The sequence below is a fragment of the uncultured Kluyvera sp. genome (genome assembly GCF_902485085.1).
Taxonomy (GTDB): domain Bacteria; phylum Pseudomonadota; class Gammaproteobacteria; order Enterobacterales; family Enterobacteriaceae; genus Kluyvera; species Kluyvera ascorbata.
This window is the reverse complement of sequence record NZ_CABTJS010000094.1, coordinates 1-23,022: the sequence shown is the minus strand read 5'-3', so window position 1 is coordinate 23,022 and position 23,022 is coordinate 1. Positions and strand designations below refer to the sequence as shown.

Genomic DNA, 23,022 nt, shown 5'->3' with positions numbered 1-23,022 from the left:
AGCGTATATTGAGAAAAATCTTAAAGGCGTGATGGCGAAATTCTGAAAATAAAACTGTCATCTTGTTGATTTATCATTAGGTTAGCGAAGTGTCTGCGTAAGCAGGACTACGCTGTCATATTTATTTCTTAGGTGAATAATTCTTGTCATTTTAAATAAACGACGATAATGTTTCACCCACGTCAGGTTTCCTGATGTAACGAATATTTCAATGCTTCTTGCTTCGGCAAGGTTGATCCCGACGCTTGCGTGTCGGGATTTTTTTACCCCGCTAGCGCGTCACTTCCGTGATGCTGAAATCATGAATGTCCAACTCGAAGGCTTCTGCTAACTCGTGCCAGGTATGGTATTCGCGGCCATCTACGCTCACGTGATGTGGGTCCTCCGTCGCGCGGTGGATTTCACTTTCGCTGATTTCGTTAATCGCTGCTAGCAGCGCATCAATGTTAACCCCTCGGGGGTCGCTTGCTATCTTCATCACAGACACCCTTTGTTTCGGTCCCTGTATAAGTATACATCCAATGGATGATGTTGCTCAAAAAATGAGCGATTTTGCGATAGTGATGGATAATTAAGCACTTATGCAACGGAGCGCTGTCAGCGCGGCAATTTTGTTCTAAACTGGGCTAAACCACTCAGGAGATGACGTTTATGCAAGTTAACGATCGTGTGACGGTCAAGACAGATGGGGGGCCGCGTCGCTCCGGCGTCGTGCTGGCAATTGAGCAATTCAATGAAGGGACGATGTATCTGGTATCGCTGGAGGATTATCCTATGGGGATCTGGTTCTTCAACGAGTTGGGCCACGCAGACGGTATTTTCGTTGAAAAAAGCGAATCGTGATTTAGTCATCTGGCGGTAGCGATACCGCCAGTTTCCCTGCTGTCGTTGTCCTAACGCATATTGACGAAAATGCCTGATGTGACATTCTCAGCCAGACGAACAACATGATAGATAACCTGTTTGTTATGCGTTTTTATTTTCTTTTTAATATTACCCTTATGTGACGATACGGTTTTAGCTTTAATATTCATCTGATCGGATATTTGTATCGTTCCCTGACCCGACATCCACATTTTCAACATGCTGGATTCTGTACGACTTAATGACAAGGTAGAGATATTAGTTTGCTTTACTTCTGCTGTTTCTTTTTTCAGATAATTACCCAAAATGATATCGAGCGTTTCAGGTTTTATCGATTTAGAGCTAATTAGCAGATTACTCCTAACCATCAGATATTCGTCAAAATGAATATTGGCAATCGCCATAAAAACAATGAACAGCGTCCTGGGGTGTTGATTAATGATCTGCTTAATATGCAGACTACTCTGCACATCATGAATGAAGCAGTCCTCATTAATAAACACGACAGCTGGACGGCGAACTGCGCATATCTCAGCGAGTCCGTCAACGTTGTCTACATTGTCGATATCACGTTTTTTTACCCCACGACTGGCCAGGTATCCGGTTAACCCTAGCCGCGTATAACTGCATAGATCCATAATAATCGTTGACATGGCATACCCTCACTCAATGCGTAACGATAATTAACCCACTGCCTTCGAACTTCATCGCCGCAACGAACCTGGTGAAAATAAAAAACAAGAGGATGAAGACGAACAGGCGGCATCAACTATCCCGTAAAGTTACGTATAATTTGCCAGGAATCATCTCAAAGTAAAGTAAATGTTATGTTGTGTGAATCATCTAAAAACAAATAACCCGCGCCAGCGATATGCTGGTAGATGTTTTTGCAGTTTTACTTTAGGAATTTCCTCATAATAACCGGGTGGCTTATGGAGAATTTATACGTGGTAACTCACTGATAATATCTGCTAATAGATCAAATATCTCACTAAATAAGTGTTCGCAAAACGGTGCGATCAGCGGCATTAATGCAGCCATTAATAGAATGCCGACGGTGAGAGTAATCGGAAATCCGATGACGAATACGGAGAGCTGCGGTGTCATACGGTTAAGCATACCCAGCGCCAGGTTGACCGTTAGCAGGAGCGTAATGATAGGAAGAGCCAGCATGACGCCGTTGAGAAAAATCATTCCTCCCGCGCGCGTCAGCGCTAAAAACGCGTTGCTGTTAATGGGTTCGCCGCCGATGGGCAGGGTGTGAAATGTATCGACCAGCAGCGAAATAAGCCATAAATGGCCGTTAAAAACCAGGAACAGCAGCATCGCGAGCATGTCCATGATTCGTGCCAGCACCGGCATATTGAGGTTGCTTCCTGGGTCAACAAAGGTGGCAAATGAGAGCCCCATCTGCAGGCCGATGACCTCGCCGGAGTAGCGAACGGCCGCAAAGGCGAACTGCATGGTGTATCCCAGCGCAATGCCGATAAGAATCTGCTGTAGCGCCAGCCAGAGCGCATTTGCCGAGAAGATAGGGACTTCAACAACCGGCAGAGAAGGGGCGATAACGACGGTGATGATAATCCCCAGCCCCACCTTCACGCGTTTCGGTATGGTGCGTTCATTCAGAATCGGCGCGGTCGTTATCAGCGCCAGTACCCTCAGCATGGGCCAGAAATAGAGGCTGAGCCAGGAGAGCCACTGGTCGCTGGTGAAATGGATCATCGTGCTTAGCCGATGATATAGGGCAAGTTGTTGAACAGCGTTCGCACGTAGTCCAGAAGGAGATTCAGCATCCACGGTCCGGCAACGATAATCGCGATAAACACAGCGATGATTTTTGGAATGAACGACAGCGTCATTTCGTTAATCTGCGTCGCGGCCTGCAGGATACTGATAATCAGGCCGGTCACCAAAGAAACCAGCAGCAGCGGGGCGGCCAGCGCCAGCGCCACTTTCATCGCTTCGGTGCCCATCATCATGACGGATTCAGGGGTCATGGGTACTCCTTAACTGTAAAAACTCTGCGCCAGCGAGCCGACCAGCAGTTGCCAGCCATCCACCAGTACAAACAACATCAGCTTAAACGGCAGCGCGATGGTGGCAGGCGGCACCATCATCATCCCTAGCGCCATCAGGACGCTGGCGATCACCAGGTCAATAATCAGGAACGGAATAAAAATGGTGAAGCCAATCTGGAAGGCGGTTTTCAGTTCGCTGGTGACATAGGCCGGTAGCAGAATACGCATAGGAACGGCTTCTGGACCTTGAATAGGCTGGCTGTTGGCGAGTCTGGCAAACAGCGCCAGATCCGCTTCACGGGTCTGGCGCAGCATAAATTCACGCAGCGGCTGCGCGCCTTTTTCCAGCGCATCCTGCATGGTGATTTTATCTTCGCTAAACGGCTGATAGGCGTCGGTGTAAACTTTGTCGATAACCGGCGACATAATGAAAAAGGTCAGAAACAGCGCCAGCCCCAGCAGGACCTGGTTAGGTGGCGCTGACGGTGTTCCCAGGGCGCTACGCAGCAGGCCGAACACGATGATGATGCGGGTGAAGCTGGTCATCATCAGTAAAATGGCCGGGATAAAGGTCAGCGAGGTAATAAAAACCAGCGTTTGAACCGGCAGCGACCAGCTCTGACCACCGTTGGCCAGCGGCTGGCTGATTAAACCTGGAAGTTCTGCAAAAGCGGAGGGCGACAGCAACAACAGCCCGCTCAGCGCAAGGGAATAAATACGACGCATCAGGATCTCCCGGGACGCTTAAGCATGTTTTTCATCAGTGAAGCAAATTCGGGTGCGGCAGCCTGCGGTGGCTGATTCTCCGCTGAGGCTGGCGGCAGCTTATGCAGCAACGTAACTTGTTGCGCGGTGACGCCGAGCACCAGACGCGCATCTTCAACGTTAACAATCACCACGCGTTCACGGGCACCCAGCGAGGCGCTAGCGCTGACCTTCAACCCGCTTGCCGGTTGGTTTCTCATGGCGCCGGGCATGACGCGCTTCACCACCCATGCCGCCGCCAGGATGAGTACGATAATGCCCAGCAGGGCGCCGCTAACCTGAATTAACGGCGACGTCGCCGGCTCATTAACATGCGCAACGGTCACCGGTGCGGTGGGGGTTGCGGATGCGGCAGTATGGTTTGTCGTCGCCACGCCGTGTCCAGACGGCGTAGCGCTATGAGAGACCGGTGCCGGTGGCACAGCGTGGTTTGTGCTCATCTTAACGGCTCAGGCGGCGCATACGCTCTGATGGCGTGATGATGTCCGTGATACGTACGCCGTACTTGTCGGCAACCACCACGACTTCACCCTGGGCAATCAGATAGCCGTTGATTAAGATATCCAATGGTTCACCCGCCAGACCGTCCAGTGCGACCACGGAACCCTGCGTCAGGCGCAGCAGCTCTTTGATGGTCATCCGGGTACGACCCAGTTCAACGGTCAGCTTGACCGGAATATCCATGATCAGGTCGATATCCTGCAGCGTGCCGCTGACGTCGCCGCCGCCCAGTTGCTGGAATACCGCATCGGCAGCACTTTTGCTGCTGGTGGTTTTCTGTTCGTTCAGCGCTTCAGCCCACAGATCGTCCACGGATCCGCTGTTGTCATCGGGTGGAGTATTCATATCACTCATTTGGGCTGTTCCTCGTTCAGCGAATTCAATATCGGGTTGATCAAATGTTCTACGCGCAGCGCATATTGCCCGTTAACCGTGCCGTACTGGCTGGTTAACACCGGCACGCCGTCGACGTGCGCAATAATGCGATCGGGCTTCTCTATCGGCAGGACATCACCGGGTTGAAGTTTGAGTATTTGTGACAGTCGAAGCGAGATATCGGCGAAGTTCGCTATCAGTTCGAGCTCGGAGTGCTGCACCTGACGCACCAGATTTTCACGCCAGTTCTGATCTTCATTGCGTGAGTTTTCCAGCGGCGGGTTAACCAGCAGTTCGCGCAGCGGCTCAATCATGCTGAACGGCAGGCAGATATTAAACTCGCCGGTCAGATTGCCTATTTCTACGTGGAACGGCGTGTTCACCACGATGTCGTTCGGCGAAGTGGTGATGTTGGTGAACTTTACCTGCATCTCCGAACGGACATATTCCACTTCCAGCGGGTTGATAGCTTTCCATGCATCGCTATAGCCTTCCAGCGCTAGCTTCAGCATGCGGTTGATGACCCGCTGCTCGGTATGGGTGAACTCACGACCTTCTACTTTGGTCGGAAAACGTCCATCCCCGCCGAACAGGTTATCCACGGCGATAAACACCAGGCTTGGGGAAAAGACCACCAGGCCCGTGCCGCGCAGCGGCTTTAGATGGATCAGGTTAAGGTTAGTGGGCACCGGCAGGTTACGAGCAAACTCGTGGTATGGCTGAATACGAATCGCCCCCACGGTAATGTCCGGACTCCGGCGCAATAGGTTGAACAATCCCATACGGAAGTGGCGGGCAAAACGCTCGTTGATGATCTCCAGCGCCTGCAGACGTTCACGTACAACGCGTCGTTGGGTATTGGGGTCATAGGGGCGAATGTCATCTTCGCCCGCAGCGCGTGCCTGCGGCTCGTTAGGATTGTCGCTGTCGCCGTTCAACAGCGCGTCAATTTCGGCCTGAGAAAGAATGCTATCGCCCATAGTCCTACCGCAAAATAAAGGCTGTATACAGCACGTCGGTAATGTTCTGTTTAGGCTGACCAGCAATTAGCGGTGCGCTCAACGTCTCTTTAATCTCGGCAGCGAGCTGCTTTTTGCCGTCATCAGTAGCAAGCTTAGTCGCATCCTGGCGTGACAGCAGCAGGAGCATACGGCTGCGAACTTCCGGCAGATAGTCATTCAGACGCGCGCGGTCGGCCTCAGACTTCATGCGCAGCGTCACGCCAACGTACAGCACGCGGTCGGCATCGCCGAGATTGACGGTAAAGGTATCCAGCGGGAAGAAGACCGGCGCAGCTGGCGGCGGCGCTTCTTTTGGCGCGGCGGTCTCTGCTTTGTTGGTTAAACGCCAGTAGCTGTAGCCTGCGGTGGCGCAGGCGGCGAGCGTTACCAGCACCAACAAAGGGATCCAGAGGGAGCGTTTGCTCTTTTTATTGATTGCGGTGTCAGTCATTTGATGCGGTCTTCCTTTTAGAGCCTATCCAATGATTATCCCGCCTCCCGCGCGGGTCAAAGCGTGGAAAAGACGGGAATAATCGTGTTACCTCGGGCGTTTAAGCGAAGATATCTACCGCATTATCCCCGCGAGCCGAAGATTGCAGGGCGGCAGGGACGGCGAGAAGTTCGGTGTCGTCCTGGTTTTCACCGCCGTCGGCGTTATGACGTGCGGCAAACGACTGCTGAGATGAAGGTTGCTGCTGTTGACCTGCAAAGCCATCGCTGCTGATATTGCTTTGTCCCAACTGAATGCCATTGTCTTCAAGCTGAGTGCGTAGTACCGGAAGCGCGGCCTCCAGTGCAGCGCGCACGTGGCTGTGCGGTGAGGCCATCTGGATTTGCGCCAGGTTATCTTCCACCTTCAGCGTAATGTGTACCTGGCCCAGCGATTCCGGGTGCAGGCGCAGCTCGGCGGTCTGCTGGCCCGAACGGGTAAACAGCGTGATGTGCTGGCTCACGTTCTGCTGCCAGTCCGCGGTGCCCAGTTGGGCGCGCACGTTGGCCGTCGCGGTGGCAGGAAGGACCGGCGCGGCGTTGTTCTGGTTGGCGACCGGTGCCAGCGCGGCGGTGGCGGCGGTTGGGCTCGAAACGCTTTCTGATTCCGCTTTCTGGGTTGGGATCACAAAGGCGGAGTCGGCGGGCAGCGCGCGAGTATCAACGCCAGTTTGCGTGGTCGGTGTGCCTTTAACATCCACAAAGCCCTGAGATTTCGCACCACCGCGACCGAGTGCGGTGGTCAGGGAGCTGAGCGTGTCGCTATTTTGCGCAGGCGCAGTAACGGTAGCCGTCTGCTGAATCTGCGGGGTGACCGGCAGCATCGCCATGAGCGCGCTGAGACTTTTCAGATCGTCGTCGCTCAGTTTGCTCTCAGCGGAGTCGTCGTCGCTTTTCGCGTCCGTTTTACCGGTGGTCAGTTCACTTTTCAGATGGGCGGCCAGTGAGCTTAACAGGGTCTGAGCATCACTTGAGGTCGCTAAGTCTACGTCGCTCTCGGCGCTGGCATTGGCCTGGGTAGCCTCCTGTTGAACCAGCCACTTGGTCAGCGACTGACCCTGAACTTTGATATCTTTCAGACCTTTCACATCGGTAAGGCCTTTGACATCAGCGTCGGTGAGCAGCGCTTTTTTTGCGCCAGCGGGGTCGGCGCTCTGGGTCAGTGCGCCTGCCAACAGCGCCAGGAAATCCTCGGGTGACCCCGGGGTTTTTGCCGTCGCGTCTGTGCTTGCAATATTTGCATCGCTGACGGCAAGGTTAGGCAGAGTAATCATTCGGGTTTCCTCAAGGTTGCGCGTTGGGCAAACTCATCCATTTTTTTCTGATCAAGCCGGTTTTCCGCCAGCAGCGCGGCGGATTCTTGCCGGTCCTGTAGCGTTTGCCATGCCTGCAAACGCTGTTTTTTCTCGCGCCAGAAATTCAGCGCCTGCTCCACTTTGTTGTTCCACTGAATCAACTGCTGACGGTGCTGGTCGATAGCTTTCTCCAGAGTTTGAATAAACTGCTGGCAGTTCTGCCATCGCAGACTGGCAATGCCCTGCGTCATGTCGTTATTCAGGCTGTTTTGATATTCCAGTTGATAGTCCATCAACATCTTGAGCTGTTCTTCCGCCTGCTGGCATCCGCGCCGCATTTCACCCAAAACCAGGGCGGCGTTGTCCACATCAGTTTCTGCCAGCTCTTTCAGCGTTGCTAATGCACCGTGCTGCGCCATATTTGTGATCCTCTTGCTTCACTATGACGATGGGAAAATCATTTCCAGGGCCTGGATGGATGATTCCCAGTCTGCTTTTTCAAGAATGCCTTGCTGTAAAAATGCTTCCAGATGCGGCCAAAGTGTGATGGCTTTATCCAGCATCGGGTCGCTGCCCTTGGCGTATGCGCCGACGCTAATCAGGTCGCGGTTACGCTGGAAGCTCGAGAGCAGCTGCTTAAAGTTGCGCACCCGGGCGTAATGCTCTTCGCTGATGAGCGCGGTCATCGCACGGCTGATCGAGGCCTCGATATCAATGGCCGGATAGTGCCCGGCTTCCGCCAGCCGACGGGACAGCACGATGTGACCATCAAGGATGGCGCGCGCGGAGTCGGCTATCGGGTCCTGCTGGTCATCACCTTCGGTCAAAACGGTATAAAACGCGGTGATCGAGCCGCCGCCGGTGATGCCGTTACCGGCACGTTCAACCAGCGCTGGCAGCTTGGCGAAGACCGAAGGCGGGTAGCCTTTGGTGGCCGGTGGTTCACCGATGGCTAGCGCGATTTCACGCTGCGCCATGGCGTAGCGGGTCAGGGAGTCCATGATCAGCAGTACGTGCTGACCGCGGTCGCGGAAATCTTCCGCCACGCGGGTCGCATAGGCGGCGCCCTGCATACGCAGCAGGGGGGAGACGTCGGCTGGCGCCGCAATCACCACCGAACGCGCGCGGCCTTCGGTGCCGAGAATGTTCTCGATAAAGTCTTTAACTTCACGCCCACGTTCACCGATAAGCCCGACGACGATGACGTCGGCGCGGGTATAGCGCGCCATCATGCCGAGCAGCACGCTCTTACCGACGCCGGAACCGGCAAACAGTCCCATACGCTGGCCGCGTCCGACGGTGAGCAGGGCGTTGATTGGGCGTACCCCGGTATCCAGCACGTGTTCAATCGGCGTGCGCTGTAAGGGGTTAAACGGCGCGGTGATAAGCGCGCCGGTTTCGGTAGTATCCGGGGCGGGCAATCCGTCAAGCGGTTTGCCGCTGCCATCCAGTACGCGGCCCAGCAGCGCCGGGCCAAGCGGCAGCTGTTTGCCGCTTTGTAGGCCGTCACCGGCGGTGTTACGCGCATAGACGCGCGCGCCGGGCAGGATGCCTTCAACTTCTTCGAGCGGCATCAAAAACAGGCGGTGACCGTTAAAGCCGACAACCTCGGCTTCTACTTCCTGCATCTCCGCGCCCTGTTGGCGTTCGATAATGCAGGTCGCGCCGAGCGGAAGCTGTAGCCCGGTGGCTTCCAGCACGAGGCCAGTTGCGCGGGTGAGACGTCCGTAGCGGCGCACAGCAGGAAGCTGCGCGATGCGCGCCTCGAAATTGTCGAGCGTGTTGAGCCAGCGGGTCAGACGCACGGTCATCAGCAGGCTCCCGGTGCCGCCAGGCGGCACAGTTCCTGCCAGCGCGTGGCGACGCTGGCATCCAGATCGCCTTCATCGGCGGAGACTTTGCAGCCGCCGGGATGCAGCGTTGGGTCGCCTCGCAGCCGCCAGCCGTGCAGGTTCAGCGTTGCGCCGAGCATCTCTTCGACGCGTGGTAAATCTTCCGGGCTGACGCGCAGCTGCGGCTTGCCGGTGAACAGCGGCTCCTGCTGAAGCAGGGATTGAATCTGCTTAATCAGCGCGGTGTTATCCACCACCGGCACCTGCCCGACAATCTGCCGCGCCGCTTCCAGCGCCATCTGCATCAGACGTGAAGCAATGACGCTATCGAGGGTATCCAGCGTATGCTGAAATTCGCTCGCCAGCTGCTGCATACGGGCGTGAATTGGCGCCTGTTCCTGTTTGGCCTGCGCCAGACCCTGTTCGAGCCCTTGCGCCAGACCTTCCTGATAACCCTGCTGTTGACCGGCGGCGTGGCCTTCACGCAGACCGGCCTGGTAGCCCTGTTCATGAGCCTGAATCTGTAGCTGAGCCAGCTGTTGCTGTTGCAGCTGTTCGGCGGAGATCTCTTCTTGCTCCTCGTCCATTTCGTCAACGGAAAGTGGGGTAAACTCCATTTCCATTGGCGGAGAGAGATCGTCAGGCTGCCAGACTTTCCACGGCGTGGTATCAGACATAGGTGTCGTCTCCGCTGCCAATCACCATCTCGCCGGTTTCGGCCAGACGACGCACAATAAGCAGGATGGCTTTCTGTTCGTTCTCGACCTGAGACAGACGAACCGGGCCACGGTTGGCCAGGTCGTCGCGCAGAATGTCGGCCGCACGCTGGGACATATTGCGCAGGAACTTCTCGCGCAACGGCGGCTCGGAGCCTTTGAGGGCAATGAGCAGCGATTCGGAGTCCACTTCCTGCAGCAGGCGCTGGATGCTGCGATCGTCCACGTCGACCAGGTTTTCGAACAGGAACATCTCGTCGATGATTTTCTGCGCCAGATCGCCGTCGAATTCGCGCACTGCGGTAATAACCGCTTCTTCCTGCTGCGTTTTCATCAGGTTGATAATTTCGGCCGCCGTTCTCACGCCGCCCATTTTGCTGCGCTTGAGGTTCTGGCCGTCGAGCAGGTTGTTCAGCACCTCGGTCAGTTCCGCCAGCGCCGCCGGCTGTACGCCGCCGAAGGTCGCAATACGCAGCATCACGTCGTGACGCAGACGTTCGTCGAACAGCGCCAGAATATCGGCCGCCTGACCGCGTTTGAGGTGCACCAGGATGGTCGCGATAATCTGCGGGTGCTCCTCGCGAATAACATCGGCAGCGCTCTGTGGCTCCATAAAGTTGAGCGTTTCGAGGCCGCTGGTGGTTTCGCGGGTTTCGAGAATATCTTCCAGCAGGCTGGCGGCACGCTCTTCGCCCAGCGCTTTGACCAGCACCGTGCGCAGGTAGTCGTTGGCGTTGACGCTGAGCGCCGCAAACTGCTCGGCTTCTTGCTCGAACTCCGCCAGCACGTCGGTCAGCTGTTTATTAGAGATCTGCTTTACGCCCGCCATGGCGGTACTGAGCTGCTGCACTTCGCGGGTGCTGAGATGTTTGAACACCTCAGCCGCGCGGTCTTCGCCAATCGTCATCAGCAAAATGACGCTTTTATCGATTCCAGTCAGGTTACTCATGGTCGTTATTCATCCATTGGCGAATGACCAGCGCTACCACGCGCGGATCGTTATCAGACATTTCGCGAATACGCTGGCTCATCACTTCAGCGCTCAGGCGCTGGTTAGCACGGCGCTGCTGCGTTTGTTCATCTTTGCTGAGGCGAACCTCAACAGCGTCCTGCGCTTCCTGCTGAACTTTCACCTGCTCGGCGGACGCCAGCGCGATGGCTTCACGGCGTTGGAGCTGCGGCTTAATCGCTTTACGCCATAGGAGCCAGGCGACAATCAGCACCAGTAACCAACGACCGGCGGTCATCAGCTGATCGATAAACGACTGCTGCTTCCAGAATGGCAGTTCACCACCGCTTTCATCGGTATCGTTAAACGGTGAATTGACCACGTTCAGGGTATCGCCACGGGTGGTGGAGAAGCCCATCGCTTCGCGGGTCAAGTCTTCAATCTGCTTCATCTGATCGTTCGTAAGCGGCAGCGGTTTGCCGTCCGGCAGATTACGGTAGTTGACCACCACGGCCACCGACAGACGTTGCACATCGCCAACGTTTTTCCTGGTGTGCATGATGGTGCGGTCGAGCTCGTAGTTGCTGGTTTCATTACGCTGCGTATTGCGCGGACCGGTCGTGGTGGTGGTATTGCGGTTCGCGGCGGTCTGACCATTGGCCTGGTTTGCTGGTGGCGTACTGATAGGTGCCGATGGCGCAGGGGCAGGGGTGTTTGACAGCGCGCCCGGAACGCCGCCCGGATAAGGGCTGCCTACCTGATCGCTCTCGCTCACCTGACGTGAACGCACCGCGGCCTGGCTGGCATCGCCGTTCGGGCGATACTGCTCGTCGGTTTGCTCTTTGTTATCAAAGTTGATTTGCGCGGTGACCTGCGCGTGGACGTTACCGTTGCCGACAATCGGCCCGAGTATGGCTTCGATACGGCGCTGAACGCGGCCTTCAACGTCGGCGGCATACTTCAGCTGCGCGTCGTTCAGGTCGCGGGCGCTGGTATTCGACTGCGTCAGCAGGTGCCCGCCCTGGTCGACAAGCGTGACGTTGCCCGGCGGTAAACCGGCGACGGCGCTGGAGACCAGATGCACAACGGCGGATATCTGCCCTTCATCGAGCGCACGGCCGGGTTCCAGATTGACGGTTATCGAAGCGGAAGGGGATTTTTGTTCACGGACAAACAGCGATGGTTTCGGCATCGCTAAATGGACGCGCGCGCTTTTGACCGGGCCGAGGGTTTCAATAGTGCGGGCTAGCTCTCCTTCCAGCGCGCGCTGGTAGTTCACCTGCTCGCTGAACTGGCTGATGCCAAATTTTTCCTGGTCGAGCAACTCAAAGCCAACTGAGCCACCTTTCGGCAGGCCAAGCTGAGCCAGGCGCAGACGCAGCTCGTGAACTTTATCCGCAGGAACTTCCAGCGCGCCGCCGTTATCGGCAAAGCGGTAAGGGACGTTCATCTGGGTTAACTGCGTGACGATAGCACCGCCGTCCTGGTCAGACAGGTTGCTGAACAGGGTGCGGTAGTCCGGGGATTTTGCCCACAGTACCATTGCCACAAGAACGGCCACTGCGGCCGCGCTGGCGACCATCAGTGGGATTTTAGGATTCGCGCGCAGGCGGTTGACCCACTCTAAGGTTTTATTTTGTGGTGTAGCCGTAGCACTCGCGCTCATTGCGCACCTCGTCGATCCTGATCAATGGCGTTAAACGTTAACGAAAACAAAGCAGACTCCCAGGTCAGAACTCATAAAGATAGCTATGCCATTATTTGTTTCTTTAGGATTTTTGATGGGCCAAATAACCCATTTTTATGGTGCTATTTAGCGCCTTTATCTTATTGACAAACTGGTAAGCTTGTTCCCAGGTTAAATACAATCCGGGAGTTCATATGGCGATTCAGGGTATTGAGGGTGTTCTGTCACAGCTGCAAGCAACGGCGGCAATGGCACGCAATCAGAGCGTGGATACGCAACCAAGCATCAGCTTTGCCGGGCAGCTTCACGCCGCGTTGGATCGCGTGAGCGATACGCAGAACAGCGCGAAAGCGCAGGCGGAGAAGTTTTCGCTGGGTGAGCCGGGCATTGCGCTAAACGATGTTATGACCGATCTGCAAAAAGCGTCGGTGTCGCTGCAGATGGGGATTCAGGTGCGCAATAAGCTGGTGAGTGCGTATCAGGAAGTGATGGGCATGCAAGTTTAATACTCAGTCCGTAGGCCGGATAAGGCGTTCACGCCGCCATCCGGCAATTTGTTCGGGCGATGCCGGATGGCGCTTTGCTTATCCGGCCTACAACTGATTTGTGTTTTTCCTTCTATTTTCTCTTCCTCGCTCCAACGTCCGCGTTTTTTATCGCGGCACGCCTACCGCAATAGTCAATTACCGTGAAACGGTCATCGGTTTAACGCTATAATGTTTCTGTTTTTTTCTCCCGGAACAGGACGAATAATGAAAAAATTAGCCATTGTGGCGGCGCTGTTAACGCTGGCGGGTTGTGCGCAAATTACCGATTACTCCACCGTTGTAAAAGCACCGGCTCCGGCGGGGTTGGTTGGATACTGGCAGTCGGTTGGGCCGCAGCGTGCGCTGGTGAGCCCGGAGGCGATAGGCAGCCTGATTGTGACTCGTGATGGCGATACGATGGACTGCCGTCAGTGGCAGCGCGTGATTGCGCTTCCGGGGAAACTGATGCTGAAAGATAAAGACGTTTATAACGTGACGAATAAGCTGGACGTGTACGCGGTTGAACGTGACGGTAACACGCTGAAGTATGACGGCATGACGCTGCAACGCGTCGAACGCCCAACGGTGGAATGCGCGGCTGCGCTGGCGAAAACGCCGCTGCCGTCGGTACTGCCATAAAAAACATTCACTCCGGCACGCCGCGTGTCGGAGTGAATATCACTAATGATTAAGGTCGGCATTATCCTGGGGAACCAGCACGTGGCCACCCTGTTTACCGTAGGTCGACATCACCGACTTTTGTATCGACGATTGCCCCACCAGTTTTGCCAGCTCATCCATGCGCGCTTGTAGCAGACGTTTTACGGTGTTTTCATTATCCAGTACCTTGCGCAGCAGGGGACGAAGCTGCTCCTGAACCGGGTCGGACGGTTCACTTAGCTGGGTTAACTGAGCAATCTTTTGCACCGCATTAACGTATTCCATTTCACTGGCAATCAGTTCGTCCCACAATCCTTCCGTGGCAAGTCGCAGCATCCTGTTGCTTTTTTCAACCAGCTGTTGGTACGAGAGATAAAGATGCGGTGCATGGCTCATTAGACGGCGTCCTGAATCAAATTAGGCGTAAGGAGAGATTCCTTCCAGGCATCGGCGATATTGCGCATGAGGTGTTCAACCTCCTCAACGGCGCCAGCGTCATTGTGCAGATTAGCCTGTAAAAGTCGTCTTACCATATAGGCGTAGAGCGCTAACAGATTCTGCGTCAGTTCATCATGACTCTTTTCATCCAGCCCCATTTTCAGGCCGTTTTCGATGATATTAATTGCCTTCGACAGGGAAAGCCCTTTTCCCTGCAGATTGCCGTCCTGCATAAACAGGCGGGCGCGGATAAGCGCGCTCAGCGCGCCGTCAAACAGCATGCTGACTAGCTGCTGCTGACTGGCGCTCATCACTGCGCTTTCTACGTCAATCTGTGCGTAGGCTTTTGTTGCTTGGGCCCCGTACATGATGTTTCTCCCGGTTAAGAATAATTACTTGGAACTGCTGGATGTTGATTCAAACTGCTGCGTTAAATAGCTACTGGTGTTATTTAACGAGGTCATCAGAACGTCCAACTGGGTAAACTGGTCTTTATAACGGGCGACCTTTACATCAATCAGATCGCTGGCGGCGTTATAGTCTTTGGTCAATTTGTTCAGCGTTTTGCTGACCCCATCTTTGGCAGCCTGAATAATCCCGGTGCTGGAAAGCCAGCTGGTCAGGTTGTTACCGATAGTGGTGGTAATGCCGGTTTTTTTACCGTCACCCACAATCAGAGCGCCGACTCCGGATGAATCTTTTTTCAACGCAGCGCTGAGTTTGTCATCATCAACGTTCAACTGGCCGGTGCTTGGGTCAGAAGTGACGCCAATCTGTGCCAGAGTTTTATAAGCCGAGGAGCTCAGCGTATTGCTCAGTGCGCTCTTCAACTGGGTCTGAATGGTGCGTAGCGTGGTGTCACCAATCAATGCACCGTTGCTGGTATCCTGACTATCGGAGCCTACATCAACCGCCGTGTATTTGGTCAGGGAGCTGAAGGTATCCTGCAGGGCGTTGTAGGCTGTTACCCATGCTTTAACCGCAGCTTGCGCTTTTGTCGTATCCTGAGTGATGGTCAGCGTTTGGTTGCCGCTGGTCACGTCATTGAGGTTCAGTGTAATGTCTTCAAGCGCATCACTAATGGTATTGCTGCTGTTTACAATGGCAACGTTGTTTACTGTGAGCTCGGCATTCTGCGCCGTCACACTCTCGGTCATACCATTGCTGGTATCGCCTTTGGTGCCGTTGTAACCCATAAAGTTTTGCAGTGCGCTGTCGCCGCTGACGCTCAGCGTCATGGCGTTATCCAGGCCGGAGTCATTTGAGGTAATCGACAGGCGATAGGCTCCGCCGACGTTAATGATACTGGCGCTGACGCCCGCTTTGGCATTGTTGATAGCGTCGCGCATTCCGGTTAATGAGGAGTTTGCTGCGCTGATGTTAATGGTTACCGGCTCTTTACCTCCACCCTGTTGAATAGTCAGAACGCTGTCACTGGTGGCAATGGCCGTTTTGTTATCAGCCTGCGTTGCTTTGGTGGTCAGCGTTTGCGCCTGTGCCAGCTGTGTGACGTTGATGGTGTATTTACCCGCAATCGCGTTACCGGTAGTGGTTGCGCTGAAGGCGGTAGTAGAGCTGGCCGTTGTGGTCGCCGTAAAAAGATCGGCTTTAGAAAGCGCTGTGTTAGCGGTCTGGAAGGCCTCTAAGGAGCTTTTCAGCGTGCCATAGGCGCTGAGTTTAGCGGTGTAAGAGGTCTGCTGTTTTGTAATAGGTGTTAACGTGGCTTTTTCAGCCGCGGTAAGGCTATCCAGAATGTCGCTCAGCTTCAGGCCCGATCCGATTCCCAATGAAGAAATGCTTGCCATTTTTATTCCTTAATGTGTCGACACGTATAATGAATGTCTGGGTTATCGGCCTGAATGCGTCAAAGTTTACGCTTAATTGTTTTTTTTTAATGGCGAGAATAAGCGCAAGAGAAAAGAGTATTTCGGCGGCTAAAAAAATGCGGGATTGGTGAAAAAAATTCTAAAGGTTGTTTTACAGCAGACGATAACAAGTTTGACGGCGATTGAGCCGACGGGTGAAAACCCATAACGTAATCAACGACTTGAAATATAGGATAACGAATCATGGCACAAGTCATTAATACCAACAGCCTCTCGCTGATCACTCAGAACAACATCAACAAGAACCAGTCTGCTCTGTCCAGTTCTATCGAGCGTCTGTCTTCTGGCTTGCGTATCAACAGCGCGAAGGATGACGCAGCGGGTCAGGCGATTGCTAACCGTTTCACCTCCAACATTAAAGGCCTGACTCAGGCGGCACGTAACGCTAACGACGGTATCTCTCTGGCGCAGACCACTGAAGGTGCACTGTCTGAAATCAACAACAACTTACAGCGTGTACGTGAACTGACCGTTCAGGCAACGACCGGTACTAACTCCGATTCTGACCTGTCTTCTATCCAGGACGAAATTAAATCCCGCCTGTCTGAAATTGACCGCGTATCCGGTCAGACTCAGTTCAACGGCGTGAACGTACTGGCTAAAAACGGTTCTATGGAGATTCAGGTTGGCGCGAACGATGGTCAGACCATCAGCATCGACCTGCAGAAGATTGACTCTTCTACTCTGGGTCTTAAAGGCTTCTCTGTTGCCGGCGGCAGCGTAAGTGTTGGCGACTCTATCACGCAGATTCCTTCAGCAACAGCAGGTAGTCCGCCTGTTGCTATCAAATATGCTGCGAGTGTAGCTACTGCGCTGAACATCACTGATACTTCTGGCCTCAGCCTGCACAACGTAAAAAATGCTGATGGTTCAGCATCAGGTAATTACGTTGTACAAAGTGGCAGTGATTCTTATGCAGCGTCTATTGCGGCTGACGGAACTGTTTCTCTGAACACCGCAGACGTAACTTATTCTGATGTTGCTAATGGTGTAACTTCAGCAACCCAATCTGGCCAGTTAATTAAAGTTGGCTCGGATTCGAGCGGTGCTGCAGTTGGCTATGTAACTGTTCAAGGCAAAAACTTCTCTGTAGCGGGCTCTCTCGCTAACAGCGGTCTTGCTGCCGCCACTAAAATTACTGTAGATGGGACTGGTACTAACCCGGCGGTAATTAAACTCAGTTCCAGTGCAGATGGTACTACTACTGTAGCTACTAAGGAGTTTGATGGCGCGTCTTCTAACAACCCGCTGGCTCTGCTGGACAAAGCTATCGCATCCGTCGATAAATTCCGTTCTTCTCTGGGCGCGGTACAGAACCGTCTGAGCTCTGCTGTAACCAACCTGAACAACACCACCACCAACCTGTCTGAAGCGCAGTCCCGTATTCAGGACGCCGACTATGCGACCGAAGTGTCCAACATGTCTAAAGCGCAGATCATCCAGCAGGCTGGTAACTCCGTGCTGTCCAAAGCGAACCAGGTTCCACAGCAGGTTCTGTCTCTGCTGCAGGGCTAATCGCTCTCAATCTGACAAACCCCGCCTCGGCGGGGTTTTTTTGTTAAGTAAATTTCACTTACTCCGCAAATAACCCCCACTTTTCCCCATTGTTCCATCGATTAAAATTCCTGTAGAAACGGATAATCGTGCCGATAACTCATATTAATGCAGGGCTGTTTATCGTGAATTCAATGTATACCGCTGAAGGTGTAATGGATAAACACTCGCTATGGCAACGCTATGTGCCGCTGGTGCGACACGAAGCGCTGCGCCTTCAGGTGCGTTTGCCGGCGAGCGTGGAACTGGACGATCTGCTCCAGGCGGGCGGTATCGGCTTATTGAACGCAGTTGAACGCTATGACGCTCTGCAAGGTACGGCATTTACGACTTACGCAGTGCAACGCATCCGTGGGGCGATGCTGGACGAATTACGCAGCCGAGATTGGGTACCGCGTAGCGTCCGGCGGAACGCGCGTGAAGTTGCGCAGACGTTGGGACAGCTGGAGCAGGAACTAGGACGAAACGCGACCGAAACCGAAGTCGCGCAGCGACTTGGGATCGCGATTGAAGAATACCGTCAGGTGCTGTTGGACACCAATAACAGCCAGCTTTTCTCCTACGATGAGTGGCGTGAAGAATATGGCGACAGCATTGAGCTGGTGACGGAAGAGAATCAACACGAAAACCCACTGCATCAACTACTGGAAGGCGATCTTCGCCATCGCGTGATGGAAGCCATCGAGGCTCTGCCAGAGCGCGAGAAGTTGGTGTTAACCCTCTATTACCAGGAAGAGCTGAACCTCAAAGAGATCGGCGCGGTATTGGAAGTAGGGGAGTCGCGCGTAAGCCAACTGCACAGCCAGGCCATTAAGCGTCTGCGCATAAAACTGGGTAAGACGTAGGTTGGAGTAACGTTAAGTTTCGCCAAAAATGCCGCATTATGTAATGAGAACCCGGAGTTATCATAATGATGCAGGTAAAAAGACGGCCATTAAGCCGCTATCTCAAAGACTTTAAACACAGCGAAACGCATTGCGCCCAGTGTCACAAACTGCTCGACCGTATCACCTTAGTGCGTCAGGGCGTAATCGTGAATAAAATCGCTATCTCCCGCCTGGATACGCTGATGGATGACAACGCGTGGCAGCAGGAACGTAGCGCCTGGTCAGCGCTATGCCGCTTCTGCGGCGATCTGCACTGTAAAGAGCAGAGTGCCTTCTTCAATATCATCGGCTTCAAACAATATCTCCTCGAACAAACGGATATGAGCGCGGGTACCGTACGTGAGTACGTTGTGCGTCTGCGTCGTCTTGGCAACCATTTTGTCGACCAACAGGTGCCGCAATCGATACTGCTTGAGCGTCATGCGGATGAAAAACTGGAGGCCTGGCTGCCGGACACAAGCACCAACAATTATCGTATTGCCTTGCGGAAATACCTGCGTTTTCAGCGCCACTTGCCGCGTGATAACGAGCAAAATTTCGCAGACTGTGAAACCTCTGATATATATTAAATTGGAATAAGATGTATCTCATGGGTGTTTGTCATTGAAGACGAACGGTTTACACTACGAAAAAAAGTGATGCTTTTCGGGGGTATAATGAAACTGAAGTTTCTGGGTCGTCAGGCGCTGATGGGTGCTATGGCCGTTGCGCTGGTTGCTGGCGCAAGCGTACAGGCGTTCGCTGCTGAGAATTTATTAAACCAGGTGAAAGAACGCGGCACGCTGCGCGTTGGCCTGGAAGGCACTTATCCTCCGTTCAGTTTCCAGGGCGATGACGGTAAGTTGACCGGCTTTGAAGTGGAGTTTGCCAATGAGCTGGCAGAACACCTGGGCGTTAAGGCTGACCTCAAACCGACCAAGTGGGATGGGATGCTGGCGTCGCTCGATTCAAAACGTATCGACGTGGTGATTAACCAGGTGACGATTTCTCCTGAGCGTCAGAAGAAATATGACTTCTCCACCCCGTACACCATCTCCGGCATTCAGGCGCTGGTGAAAAAGGGCAGTGAAGACACCATCAAAACCGCGGCTGACCTGAAAGGTAAAAAAGTCGGCGTGGGTCTGGGGACCAACTACGAAGAGTGGTTGCGTAAAAACGTCCAGGGCGTTGATATTCGTACTTACGATGATGACCCGACAAAATACCAGGACCTGCGCGTAGGCCGTATCAACGCGATTCTGGTTGACCGTCTGGCGGCGCTGGATCTGGTGAAGAAAACCAACAATACGCTGGCCGTTGCGGGCGATGCGTTCTCCCGTCAGGAATCTGGCGTTGCGCTGCGTAAAGGCAACGAAGACCTACTGAAAGCGATTGATGGTGCCATCGATGCCATGCACAAAGACGGTAGCCTGAAGGCACTGTCTGAAAAATGGTTCGGGGCAGACGTGACAGAATAATCGTCATGCTTTAAAAAAGGCGCTGATAGAGCGCCTTTTTTTATTTAAGTCGCGCTAACGACTTAACTACTTGAATTGTATAATGCTAACCAGCCACTACCCTAGTTTGGGACACCATTGGGACATATTCAGAAAGTTGCCGGTTTAGCATCTCCACCTGCAGGGCGTTGCTGTCCGGCATCCATGCGCCATATACCCTAAATACCATCTGGGCGTCTGCATGACCCATTTGGTTTGCAATAAAGTTTGGGTTCGCACCAGCGGCCAGTGACCAACACGCGTAAGTGTGTCGAGACTGGTATGCCTTACGATGACGGTTCCCCGCCCGTTTCATTGCTGCGTCCCATGTTTTGTTGATAGAATTCGTCGAGTAGCAATCCCCAGCTCGACGTGATTTATCTGCAACCTGTGGACTGAAGACGAAAGTACAGGAATGGTTGACGCTACGCCCGTATTCTCTCGTCATAACCTTTATCTGGTGCTGCTTTCCAAGCCGTGTCAGTTCGGCCTGATCCTTTAGCACGTCGATAACCGGCTGAATAAGATGAACCACCCTGTCAGTACTCGCCAAAGTCTTTGGCAGGGTGAACTCTTTCAACTTGGTGCGGTTCCTGCGCACTATCAACGTCCCTTCTTTCAGGTCGATATCCTCCCAGGCCAGCGCGCAAATTTCGCCGTGTCTGAGGCCGGTGTACACAGCCAGCACCCAGATGTTTTTCAGCTGCCGCTGGTGGCAAGCGCCAATCAACCGGATAAACTCGTCTCTGCTTAAAGGATCCGGCGGCTGCCGTGACTTTTTCAGATGAGAAACGCCAGTGAAAGGATTCTGAGCGATATAACCATTATCAACAGCGAACTTGAATACTCCGGATGTTATTGCCAGGTATTGGTTCACTGTCGTAACACTACGACCCTTAACGATGGTTTTTCTCCCGCCGCCTGGTGTTTGATAACCGGTTAGCAACTCTTTTCTAATGAAAAGAATATCTTCCTGGGTGATCGAAGAAGCTAATTTATTTGGGCCCAACATTTTCAGCATATTATCCATTACGGATTCATAGCTGTTTAGGGTTCGGCTAGCTATCTCCATTTCCTTCAGTGAAAGCCACTTCTTCACCAACTGCGCAACGGTTATTTCTTTACTGGCGATCCCGAATTGATCCAGATTCGGTGATTCAGGGAACCGCGCAGCATAATCAAAATTACCCATGCGAATAGAGAAAATGACGGAGGCGCGCAGTTCGCCAGCCAACTTCCTATTCTTAATGGTGTCAGGGACACCGAGGCTTTCCCTGACACGCTTACCTTTATAGTTAAACCAGATGCGTAATGTGCCACCGTGGTTTTCGACGCCTGTTGGATATGTGACTTTATCCATTGATTCCTCCAGACGCCCAAGAGCGATGTGAGCTTACCTTTTTCATGGCGTTAAATCACCCTGGTTGCTTGTTTCTCAGGGACGCGACCCATGAATCAACTGCTTTTCTGTTGTACATGCACTCGCTGGACGGCTTTGGGCTGCCGTCAGGGGACACATGGATATACTCCCGACCAACGAGCCAGCATTCTTTTCTGGCTCGGAGAATAGTTCCTGGTTTAAGCCCGGTAACGGCTATAAGAACACTCTCGCATACCCACTCGTTCGGGGCTAACTGGATAACATTGCTCATGATTATTTCTCCATACAAACCGGCTGCACCCGGTATGATATTTAATGGTCGTTGGTGGATGGGATGAGTTTTTGCCAGATTGCCGAAACATACTTGGCCTGGTGCTGGGCATCAGCCAATGCGTTATGAACGACACCATCAAAAGGCATTTCTCGCTTTGGATCGAATCCCATCTGGCGGCCCATCAGAACGATGGTTCGCACATCGCTGTCATTGAAAAACTTCCAAGGGCAAGTCTGGCCGGCGCGCTCGTAGGAGCTACGCAAAATGATATTGTCGAACGTGGCGCCATTGCCCCAAACCTTGAGAAATTTAGGATCCGTATTGCGGTTGATAAAGTGGCTCAGTTCAGAAAGCGCAGCCGCGACCGGCAAAGCGTCATCAACGCAGATTGCAGAACGTGCTTCCGGGCTTTGTTTCAACCACCAGATAACTGTGTCGCCATCAGGTATAGCACCTTGCTCCATTGCGCTGGCGAGGTTCACCGCGGTGTAAAATTCTGGTCCTAATTCCCCGCTTTGGGGATCGAAAAATACAGCTCCAATGGCGACGATAGGGGCATTCGGTTTAGTGCCCATAGTTTCAAGGTCGATCATTAAATGGTTATTCATCGCTGCATAAATCCTCATATTTAACAAATTCACCAAAGCACTGAAGCTCTGCTCCAGCCATGAAATATCCCAGCGCGGCGGCACGTTCGGTATCGCTTTTGAATGATGCTACCGGGTAACGCTCGTAAAACTTATTGATGAGATTTGCAGGCTTCAGTTCCGGCCCCGCTGCTTTACGGCGTTCTAGGAGCTCGTCTATCGCTTTTATCGCATCGGTGGTGACATAGTCCTGAGTGCTGCCATTTCGATACGAGAGCATGCGCTCCAGCTCGTTACGCACACGAACAAGACGATCATCTGTTAATTTCCCGTTTGCCGGGTGGTTAGCTGGGTCTATTAAGTTGATTGTCATGCTGCACCTTCCTGATATTTTTCGAACCAGAACACGACTGGCTTTTCTACTGCCTCGATAAGGCCGAAACGCTCTGCCGTGCGGAAGTTCACGCTGCTCTTGCGCCCACGCTCAACCTGAAGAGATACCTGCTTTCTGAACATTTCCAGCGAGTAGGACGTTTTCAGTAGGTTGCAGGGCGCGCATGCCGGGAACATGTTCTCCAGCCTTTCAGCCTCTGGTCTGTAGAATTCCCCCGTCGCCTTTAGTTTGAAGATGCCTTTCGCAGCAGCTTTCATACACTGCTCCGATATGCGCAGCACCGCCTGAACATGGTCAGCATGCCACCCCTTCTCTGGTAGCTCACATCCGCAATAGGCGCAGCGGCCGCCGAACTTCATGCGCAGGTCTGCGCGCTGTTTCTTCGTCAGTGCCATCATGCGCCTCCTTCGATAACCTGGATGCCAGCGGCGGCACCTGAGAGTCGGATGAATGTGTAATACCGG

30 protein-coding genes are annotated in these 23,022 nt (G+C 53.5%); 7 read left to right on the top strand and 23 right to left on the bottom strand.

What is annotated here, in order from left to right; translation table 11 throughout:
- Positions 1–271 precede the first annotated feature (271 nt).
- Positions 272–478 carry a DUF2525 domain-containing protein gene (locus RDN66_RS11150; RefSeq protein WP_035896996.1) on the bottom strand — a complete coding sequence of 69 codons (207 nt, stop codon included), beginning with the start codon at positions 476–478 and terminating at the stop codon, positions 272–274.
- Positions 479–651: 173 nt separating this feature from the next.
- Between RDN66_RS11150 and dsrB the strand changes: the two genes are divergently transcribed.
- Positions 652–843, top strand: a complete 192-nt coding sequence (gene dsrB, locus RDN66_RS11145; protein ID WP_035896994.1) for a protein DsrB — start codon at positions 652–654, stop codon at positions 841–843.
- Positions 844–893: 50 nt separating this feature from the next.
- On the opposite strand, the gene rcsA is transcribed toward dsrB, so the two are convergent.
- From rcsA to fliF, 14 genes are all read right to left on the bottom strand, one after another.
- Complete coding sequence (rcsA, locus tag RDN66_RS11140) at positions 894–1,517, bottom strand: transcriptional regulator RcsA (RefSeq protein ID WP_035896993.1); 624 nt, start codon at positions 1,515–1,517, stop codon at positions 894–896.
- A gap of 277 nt (positions 1,518–1,794) precedes the next feature.
- Positions 1,795–2,589 (bottom strand): flagellar biosynthetic protein FliR, encoded by a 795-nt coding sequence (fliR, locus tag RDN66_RS11135; RefSeq protein WP_035896990.1) that lies wholly within the window; start codon positions 2,587–2,589, stop codon positions 1,795–1,797.
- A 5-nt stretch (positions 2,590–2,594) separates the two neighbouring features.
- Positions 2,595–2,864 (bottom strand): flagellar biosynthesis protein FliQ, encoded by a 270-nt coding sequence (fliQ, locus tag RDN66_RS11130; protein WP_035896987.1) that lies wholly within the window; start codon positions 2,862–2,864, stop codon positions 2,595–2,597.
- Positions 2,865–2,873: 9 nt separating this feature from the next.
- Positions 2,874–3,611 (bottom strand): flagellar type III secretion system pore protein FliP, encoded by a 738-nt coding sequence (fliP, locus tag RDN66_RS11125; protein WP_115073920.1) that lies wholly within the window; start codon positions 3,609–3,611, stop codon positions 2,874–2,876.
- Positions 3,611–3,976 (bottom strand): flagellar biosynthetic protein FliO, encoded by a 366-nt coding sequence (gene fliO / locus RDN66_RS11120; protein WP_035894155.1) that lies wholly within the window; start codon positions 3,974–3,976, stop codon positions 3,611–3,613. Before fliO ends, fliP begins: the two co-directional genes overlap by 1 nt.
- A 115-nt stretch (positions 3,977–4,091) precedes the next feature.
- Positions 4,092–4,505 carry a flagellar motor switch protein FliN gene (gene fliN, locus RDN66_RS11115; RefSeq protein ID WP_035894148.1) on the bottom strand — a complete coding sequence of 138 codons (414 nt, stop codon included), beginning with the start codon at positions 4,503–4,505 and terminating at the stop codon, positions 4,092–4,094.
- Positions 4,502–5,506 (bottom strand): flagellar motor switch protein FliM, encoded by a 1,005-nt coding sequence (fliM, locus tag RDN66_RS11110; RefSeq protein ID WP_035894146.1) that lies wholly within the window; start codon positions 5,504–5,506, stop codon positions 4,502–4,504. Before fliM ends, fliN begins: the two co-directional genes overlap by 4 nt.
- 4 nt (positions 5,507–5,510) lie before the next feature.
- The gene (gene fliL, locus RDN66_RS11105) at positions 5,511–5,978 is read right to left on the bottom strand and encodes a flagellar basal body-associated protein FliL (protein ID WP_035894143.1); all 468 of its coding nucleotides are present in this window, start codon (positions 5,976–5,978) and stop codon (positions 5,511–5,513) included.
- 100 nt (positions 5,979–6,078) lie between these two features.
- The gene (locus RDN66_RS11100) at positions 6,079–7,290 is read right to left on the bottom strand and encodes a flagellar hook-length control protein FliK (RefSeq protein WP_202217706.1); all 1,212 of its coding nucleotides are present in this window, start codon (positions 7,288–7,290) and stop codon (positions 6,079–6,081) included.
- The gene (gene fliJ / locus RDN66_RS11095; protein ID WP_202217707.1) at positions 7,287–7,730 is read right to left on the bottom strand and encodes a flagellar export protein FliJ; all 444 of its coding nucleotides are present in this window, start codon (positions 7,728–7,730) and stop codon (positions 7,287–7,289) included. Before fliJ ends, RDN66_RS11100 begins: the two co-directional genes overlap by 4 nt.
- A 21-nt stretch (positions 7,731–7,751) precedes the next feature.
- A complete protein-coding gene (gene fliI / locus RDN66_RS11090; protein ID WP_035894154.1) occupies positions 7,752–9,122 on the bottom strand; it encodes a flagellar protein export ATPase FliI in 1,371 nt (456 codons plus the stop codon).
- On the bottom strand, positions 9,122–9,820 hold the full coding sequence (gene fliH, locus RDN66_RS11085; RefSeq protein WP_035894137.1) for a flagellar assembly protein FliH: 699 nt from the start codon (positions 9,818–9,820) through the stop codon (positions 9,122–9,124). Before fliH ends, fliI begins: the two co-directional genes overlap by 1 nt.
- A complete protein-coding gene (gene fliG, locus RDN66_RS11080) occupies positions 9,813–10,808 on the bottom strand; it encodes a flagellar motor switch protein FliG (RefSeq protein WP_308537850.1) in 996 nt (331 codons plus the stop codon). The genes fliH and fliG overlap by 8 nt, the downstream gene beginning before the upstream one ends.
- Positions 10,801–12,474, bottom strand: coding sequence for a flagellar basal-body MS-ring/collar protein FliF (gene fliF / locus RDN66_RS11075; protein WP_202217708.1), 1,674 nt, complete (start codon positions 12,472–12,474; stop codon positions 10,801–10,803). The genes fliG and fliF overlap by 8 nt, the downstream gene beginning before the upstream one ends.
- A 215-nt stretch (positions 12,475–12,689) precedes the next feature.
- Between fliF and fliE the strand changes: the two genes are divergently transcribed.
- Entirely contained in the window at positions 12,690–13,001 is a 312-nt protein-coding gene (gene fliE / locus RDN66_RS11070) for a flagellar hook-basal body complex protein FliE (RefSeq protein ID WP_123652190.1), read from the top strand.
- A 246-nt stretch (positions 13,002–13,247) separates the two neighbouring features.
- Complete coding sequence (gene yedD / locus RDN66_RS11065) at positions 13,248–13,661, top strand: lipoprotein YedD (RefSeq protein WP_202217709.1); 414 nt, start codon at positions 13,248–13,250, stop codon at positions 13,659–13,661.
- A gap of 42 nt (positions 13,662–13,703) precedes the next feature.
- Here the strand turns inward: yedD and fliT are convergent, their stop codons facing one another.
- The 3 genes from fliT to fliD are packed head-to-tail and all read right to left on the bottom strand — an operon-like array spanning position 13,704 to position 15,925.
- The gene (fliT, locus tag RDN66_RS11060; RefSeq protein ID WP_035894127.1) at positions 13,704–14,078 is read right to left on the bottom strand and encodes a flagella biosynthesis regulatory protein FliT; all 375 of its coding nucleotides are present in this window, start codon (positions 14,076–14,078) and stop codon (positions 13,704–13,706) included.
- The gene (fliS, locus tag RDN66_RS11055) at positions 14,078–14,488 is read right to left on the bottom strand and encodes a flagellar export chaperone FliS (protein ID WP_202217710.1); all 411 of its coding nucleotides are present in this window, start codon (positions 14,486–14,488) and stop codon (positions 14,078–14,080) included. The genes fliT and fliS overlap by 1 nt, the downstream gene beginning before the upstream one ends.
- Before the next feature lie 24 nt (positions 14,489–14,512).
- Positions 14,513–15,925 carry a flagellar filament capping protein FliD gene (gene fliD / locus RDN66_RS11050; RefSeq protein WP_202217711.1) on the bottom strand — a complete coding sequence of 471 codons (1,413 nt, stop codon included), beginning with the start codon at positions 15,923–15,925 and terminating at the stop codon, positions 14,513–14,515.
- Between the two features lie 264 nt (positions 15,926–16,189).
- Between fliD and RDN66_RS11045 the strand changes: the two genes are divergently transcribed.
- The 4 genes from RDN66_RS11045 to tcyJ all read left to right on the top strand — a co-directional run bounded on the left by RDN66_RS11045 (position 16,190) and on the right by tcyJ (position 19,904).
- Complete coding sequence (locus tag RDN66_RS11045; protein WP_202217712.1) at positions 16,190–17,521, top strand: FliC/FljB family flagellin; 1,332 nt, start codon at positions 16,190–16,192, stop codon at positions 17,519–17,521.
- A gap of 164 nt (positions 17,522–17,685) precedes the next feature.
- The gene (locus tag RDN66_RS11040) at positions 17,686–18,405 is read left to right on the top strand and encodes an RNA polymerase sigma factor FliA (protein ID WP_035894153.1); all 720 of its coding nucleotides are present in this window, start codon (positions 17,686–17,688) and stop codon (positions 18,403–18,405) included.
- A 59-nt stretch (positions 18,406–18,464) separates the two neighbouring features.
- On the top strand, positions 18,465–19,016 hold the full coding sequence (gene fliZ, locus RDN66_RS11035; RefSeq protein ID WP_202218097.1) for a flagella biosynthesis regulatory protein FliZ: 552 nt from the start codon (positions 18,465–18,467) through the stop codon (positions 19,014–19,016).
- Positions 19,017–19,103: 87 nt separating this feature from the next.
- Positions 19,104–19,904, top strand: a complete 801-nt coding sequence (gene tcyJ, locus RDN66_RS11030; protein WP_123652196.1) for a cystine ABC transporter substrate-binding protein — start codon at positions 19,104–19,106, stop codon at positions 19,902–19,904.
- Between the two features lie 85 nt (positions 19,905–19,989).
- On the opposite strand, the gene RDN66_RS11025 is transcribed toward tcyJ, so the two are convergent.
- Genes RDN66_RS11025 through RDN66_RS11005 form a run of 5 tightly spaced genes read right to left on the bottom strand, consistent with a single transcriptional unit; the run spans position 19,990 to position 22,953 of the window.
- Positions 19,990–21,282: a site-specific integrase gene (locus tag RDN66_RS11025; RefSeq protein ID WP_308537849.1), complete on the bottom strand. Its 1,293-nt coding sequence runs from the start codon at positions 21,280–21,282 to the stop codon at positions 19,990–19,992.
- 55 nt (positions 21,283–21,337) lie between these two features.
- On the bottom strand, positions 21,338–21,574 hold the full coding sequence (locus RDN66_RS11020) for an excisionase family protein (protein WP_073971208.1): 237 nt from the start codon (positions 21,572–21,574) through the stop codon (positions 21,338–21,340).
- Between the two features lie 41 nt (positions 21,575–21,615).
- Positions 21,616–22,185 (bottom strand): 3'-5' exonuclease, encoded by a 570-nt coding sequence (locus RDN66_RS11015; protein ID WP_308537848.1) that lies wholly within the window; start codon positions 22,183–22,185, stop codon positions 21,616–21,618.
- Entirely contained in the window at positions 22,178–22,537 is a 360-nt protein-coding gene (locus tag RDN66_RS11010) for a hypothetical protein (protein ID WP_308537847.1), read from the bottom strand. Before RDN66_RS11010 ends, RDN66_RS11015 begins: the two co-directional genes overlap by 8 nt.
- Positions 22,534–22,953, bottom strand: coding sequence for an HNH endonuclease signature motif containing protein (locus RDN66_RS11005; RefSeq protein ID WP_308537860.1), 420 nt, complete (start codon positions 22,951–22,953; stop codon positions 22,534–22,536). Before RDN66_RS11005 ends, RDN66_RS11010 begins: the two co-directional genes overlap by 4 nt.
- Between the last annotated feature and the right edge of the window lie 69 nt (positions 22,954–23,022).